Origin of the sequence: Pontiella sp. (assembly GCF_041622395.1) — a bacterium.
Classification (GTDB): domain Bacteria; phylum Verrucomicrobiota; class Kiritimatiellia; order Kiritimatiellales; family Pontiellaceae; genus Pontiella.
In genome coordinates this window covers 1-5,057 of sequence record NZ_JBFJYW010000274.1, presented here as the reverse complement: position 1 = coordinate 5,057, position 5,057 = coordinate 1, and the positions used below count along the sequence as shown (strand labels likewise).

Annotated in this window: 4 protein-coding genes; 2 read left to right on the top strand and 2 right to left on the bottom strand. The window is 59.1% G+C overall.

Annotation, left to right across the window (positions count from 1 at the left end):
• Nucleotides 1–705: leucyl/phenylalanyl-tRNA--protein transferase (locus ABYO54_RS13805; protein ID WP_372808830.1), on the bottom strand; the 705-nt coding region annotated here is incomplete at its 3' end.
• A gap of 20 nt (nt 706–725) precedes the next feature.
• Nucleotides 726–2,414, bottom strand: coding sequence for a carbamoyltransferase (locus ABYO54_RS13800; RefSeq protein WP_372808829.1), 1,689 nt, complete (start codon nt 2,412–2,414; stop codon nt 726–728).
• A 19-nt stretch (nt 2,415–2,433) separates the two neighbouring features.
• On the opposite strand from ABYO54_RS13800, the gene ABYO54_RS13795 reads away from it, so the two are divergent.
• Together ABYO54_RS13795 and ABYO54_RS13790 are read left to right on the top strand one after the other, a co-directional pair.
• Nucleotides 2,434–2,577, top strand: a complete 144-nt coding sequence (locus tag ABYO54_RS13795; protein ID WP_372808828.1) for a hypothetical protein — start codon at nt 2,434–2,436, stop codon at nt 2,575–2,577.
• Nucleotides 2,578–2,697: 120 nt separating this feature from the next.
• Nucleotides 2,698–4,839: a hypothetical protein gene (locus tag ABYO54_RS13790; RefSeq protein WP_372808827.1), complete on the top strand. Its 2,142-nt coding sequence runs from the start codon at nt 2,698–2,700 to the stop codon at nt 4,837–4,839.
• Nucleotides 4,840–5,057: the final 218 nt, after the last annotated feature.

Here is a 5,057-nt window from a genome sequence, read left to right as displayed (position 1 = left end):
GCGGCCGCAGACGCACCGTGAACTCCGGTGGTGAGGTCCGGCCGTCAAACGCGATCGGGTCCGACGTACCGGCCAGGCGGCCCTCGGCCTCGACCAGAACCCGATAGGTTCCCGGCAGATCGGGAAGGCCGACTCGGAAATGAACAGCTTGCCCATGTCCATGCCGAAGAGGCCGCCGACGAGCTCGCCGGCTTCGTTCCAAACCTCGATCGAATGGTTTTGCCCCCGCCGATGGAGCTCGAGCGCCACCTCGATGCGTTCGGGAATAATCCAGGTGCACCCCTCGCGGTCATCGCCGGTGCCGCAGGCGCGGACGACTTGCTCGAAGGCGGTATCGAACGTCACCTTGTATTTGCCGGACTTGATCAACGGGCGCAACCCCTTCTTGAGCTTCATCTTTTCCAGAAACAGCACCATGCGCGGATCGCACGAGCACCATTCGATCGGCGGCGTCTCGTAAAAGGGATAAATGCCTTTGGAATAGGCATACAGCAGCGTTTCGGGCGTCAGCTCCCCGCCATAGGCCAGCAAACCGTAGAACGGCTTCTTGTACCCCATCCAAATCGGCGGGAACCGGCCGTAGGGCGGCGGCCGGAAAAGCTTGCTCTGGTAGAAGACCTGGGCTTCGACGGCAATCTCGAACCAATGGTTCAAGCGCGGCGAGTTCTGCACCCGCTCCACGAACCTTTTGTAGCGCTCTCCCATGCTCCCGAACCGCCCCTTGCCTATTTCCCGATCACGTAGTTGCCGATCACCAGCTTATCGAGCCCGGTCGAGAAAAAGCAGCGGATCGCATCCAGCGGCGACTCGACGATCGGCTCGCCCATCACATTGAAACTGGTGTTCAGCACCACGGGCACGCCGCTGAGCTTGCCGAACTCGACCATCAGGTCGTGGTAGAGCGGGTTGGTTTCGCGCCGGACCGTCTGCACCCGCGCGCTGCCGTCGACGTGGGTGATGGCTGGCACGCAGTCGCGCTTGTCCGGAAAGACGTCGCACACCTTCAGCATGAACGGCGCCTCGACCGCCATATCGAAATAATCCTTTGCAAACTCGGCCGGAACCGACGGCGCGAACGGGCGGTAGGCCTCGCGGTGTTTGACCTCGGCGTTGATCTTGTCCTTCATGCCGGGGTGGGTCGGGTCGGCCAGGATACTGCGGTTGCCCAGCGCGCGCGGCCCGATCTCCATCGCGCCCTGGAACCAGCCGATGATGTGGCCTTCCTTCAGCAGGCGCGCCGCTTCGGCGGCGATGTCGTCGTGCTTCACGACATTAAGCTTGGCCTCCTTGAGGACGGCGGCGTATTCCGCGTCCGTGTAGCTCGTTCCAACATAGGGGTTGTCGTGCACAAAGGTGCGCGGATGGCCGAGAATGCCGTTCCAAACCTGGAACGCCGCGCCGATCGCGGTGCCGTTGTCGCCCGCGGCGGGCATCACGTAAAGATCCTCGAAATCCGTTTCGCGGACGATCCGCCCGTTCATCACGCTGTTGAGCGACACGCCGCCGGCGATGACCAAAAATCTGGCTCCGGTCTTTTTTTGCAGATCCCGGCACATCTTGAGCACGGAATCCTCGAGTACGCGCTGGAAGGCGGCGGCAATATTTTCGTGGCGCTTTTCGAACGGCGCGCCGTGTGCGCGCGGTGCCCCGAACGTTTCGTAAAACTTTTGGCTGCAGTAGGGCTTCCGCCAATATTGGAAATTAAAATACGAGGTATCGATCCCGATCGCCCCGTCGTCGCCGACCTTCACGATCTCGGCCACCTTTTCGCGGAACACCTCCGGATCGCCGAACGGCGCAAGGCCCATCGTCTTGCCCTCGTCGTAGTTGGGGCGGAATCCGCAAAACTCGGTGGCGGCCTCGTAGAACGAGCCGAAGGAGTTCGGGAAAAAGCTCTCGTTGAATTTCTCGATCTTGGTGCCCTTGCCCAGGCCGACGAACGAGGTGGCCCACTCGCCCGAACCATCGAGCGAAAGCAGCGCCGCCTCTTCGTAGGGCGAAACGTAGAACGTGCCCGCCACATGCGCCAGATGGTGCGGAACCCAATGGATCGGCGGTTGCTTGGACCCTTGCGGCCAGCAGCTCAGATACCAGCTCCAAAACTGTTCCTGCCGATAGCGCGACGTGCCCACCTCGTGGCCGAGGAACGCTTTGATCCCCCGCCCGATGCCCAGCGAATAGGCCGCTTTTTTCTGCCAGTGCATCGTCGGTTTGATCGAAACCGCCACCGCGTCGATATCCTTGTCCTGAAGCCCCGCGACCTTCATGCAGCGCTCGATTGCGCTGACGGGAAACTCGTCGGTGTGCTTTTGCCGCGTCAGCCGCTCCTCTTCGATCGCCACGACCAGTTGGCCGTCCCGCACGATGCAGGCGGTGGAATCGTGGTAGAAATAATTGATGCCTAGAATATTCATGGATCGACTATAGGAACACATGATGCGCCAAGTCTATCCCGAAATCCATGGCGCATCCGCGTGGGCGCGGCATCTCGGCAACGTGCCCGGCACCGAATTCGGCCGATCGGCCCTTAGCGATGCCCACCCCCCTTTGTTAAGGAAAAAGGTGGTCAACCTCTAGGCAATAGGCAATAAACCACCCATGTTTCGGCATGTTGATATGGGGAGAGAGGAGCCGCGCAAACGGACATCAAGAAGAGAGAGCATGCCGGTAATCCCATAAACAAGAAGCGAGGAATAGATGATAAAAAGGATAGGAATTGCAGGACTGCTGCTGTTGGGCGGGGTGTGCGCGAGCCATGCGGAGGTTCTCGCGTCATACGAGTTCACGGAGTGCAATCTTTCGGACGGCGCCAATGCGACCGGCGTTAACGCCTGGGACCTTTATACGGGTGGGGGCTTTACCCTTTACGACGGCAGCTCCCAACATCAGGCCTTAACTTCCCCGAGCCTAGGGCTTGCGTCCGGAACCGACGATGACATGGCCGGAGCATATGCCTACGGCCAGTACTTTGCCTTGACGGTGACGGCCGTAGAGGGGTTTTCCCTTGATCTGGAAAGTCTCTCCTTCGATCTATCGCGGTTCAATAATGGCTGTCAGGATTTCGCGATTTATTGCAGCGTCGACAACTATGCTTCACCGCTGGTTTTCGAAAACGACTATATTACGGTTCCGTCGCAAACATTTACGTTGAATTTCGCGACCGACGTTCCGGCGCTGGATTTTTCCGACCTGACCGCCGTCACGTTCCATATCGTGATCGATGACAGAGTGACGGATTCTTTGGCGAGTGCGGTGACCCAATTAGACAATCTGATCTTGAACGGAACGGCTACGCCTCCGGAAGGCGCGACCCTTGTGCTGGATGTGCATACGCTCGCTTTCGACCTGATCGCGCCCGACACGGCCACCAGCGGCGCGATCGCGGCAACCTACTATGCCGGCTCGGTTACCGCGAACGATATCCAGATCGTTTCATTGGTGGCATCCAACGGGTTCAGCGCCGCCGTGGCCGATGCCACGCTGGGTTTGAGCGATACGGAAGAAACCATTACGGTCACGTTCGACAACACGGCCGGCGGTCTTGCAAACGGGGAATCGACGAGTTCCTCGCTTTGGATCATTTGGACCGAAGCCACTTCCGGCGTAATCAACACCTCGGAAGTGGCGCTGGGCGCAACCTATATCAACGAGCCCAACGACCTGCAACTGGACGCGGAATCGCTTTCGCTCGTCTTGAACAAGTCCGACGCGAGCACCAATGGCACGATCGTTGCCTCGTATATCGAGGGAACGGTCCCGGCCCATCTTGAAATCGTGTCGGTCGAGGCGGATAACGGCTTCAGTGCATCGCCCTTGGGCTTTACCCTGAATGCCGCCGACCCGAGCCAGGACCTCATCGTCACCTACACCAATTCCGGGGCGTTGCAGGAAGACGAGGATACCGCGACTTCCACGCTGGCCATCACGTGGACCGTGCAGGGGTCCTCCGAAACCAACACCACCTACGTCGCATTGGATGTCACGTTTGACGATCCGCCCGAACTGGTGGAGGAATGGACCATTGGGATTGACTTTGGCTCAACCGCTCCGGAGGGAGCCGCCACCTTCAACCAAATCAGCGTTGGCGGGACTTCAACGACGGAGGGTCTTGCCGATCAAGGCGTTGTGACCCGTTCCTTGCTGGTCGACCTCGACGATGCCGTCGTGTCCGGCGTCGGGTTTTCCGTATTGAATGCGTCGGGCCAAATCGCCTGGGATACCTCCCCCGGCAAAACGGGAGACGGCCGCTTCATCACGAACTCGACGGTATATGGCGATGCGCTCATTTCCAATGATACGGCCAGCAGGCCTGTCGAGGCGGACACGGACATGTTTGTGTTCACCTTCACCGGTTTGGACGACGCGATGCTGTACGAACTCTCCGGTGGATTTGACGATAATGGCGTTAATAACATCTACGACGCCAAATGGACGGCGGATGGCCAAACGTTTATTACTTCCCCGCAGGGCGACGGCGATGGCTATGGAATCCTTTCGGAGCTGGAAACGGACGGATCCGGCAATTTAGTCATTACCGTGACCGGCGTCGGTGGTGATGACGAGAGCGCTCATATTACCGTGGGAGCCCTGACACTGACGGCCTTTACCAAAGTGATCAGCGAAGTCGGCAACGTATCGATCGCCATGGCTTCCGGCAAAGTGGCGCTGAGCTGGGAAGCGGAATCCGGAGCATCGTACGGCGTGCAGGCCACCGATGACCTCGTTTCAGGCACATGGAGCAGCATCATCACCGGCCTCGAGGGGATCGACGGCATCCTTTCCGTAACCAACGATGTTGCGGAGGGGCAGCAGTTCTTCCGCCCCTATCTCGAAAACTAGGCCCTTGCGGCACATAAAAAACGAATTCGGGGAAGCCTCTGGGGCTTCCCCGAACGCTATAGCCGCGGCGGCACAGACTTGGACCCTAGTTGGGCTCGCAATCCGTTTGCGGATCTGCATAATGCGCGGTTTTTAATAGTTCACCGGTCCACCGGCAAAGGAGAAAACCAATGAAACGCAAACTTGTTCCCGCTCTTCTCGCCCTATCCACCACGTTC

Excerpts from the sequence above, each read along its gene's own strand:
- ABYO54_RS13795 (WP_372808828.1), top strand. The coding sequence starts at position 2,434 with ATGATGCGCCAAGTCTATCCCGAAATCCATGGCGCATCCGCGTGGGCG.
- ABYO54_RS13790 (WP_372808827.1), top strand. The coding sequence starts at position 2,698 with ATGATAAAAAGGATAGGAATTGCAGGACTGCTGCTGTTGGGCGGGGTG.
- ABYO54_RS13800 (WP_372808829.1), bottom strand. The coding sequence starts at position 2,414 with ATGAATATTCTAGGCATCAATTATTTCTACCACGATTCCACCGCCTGC.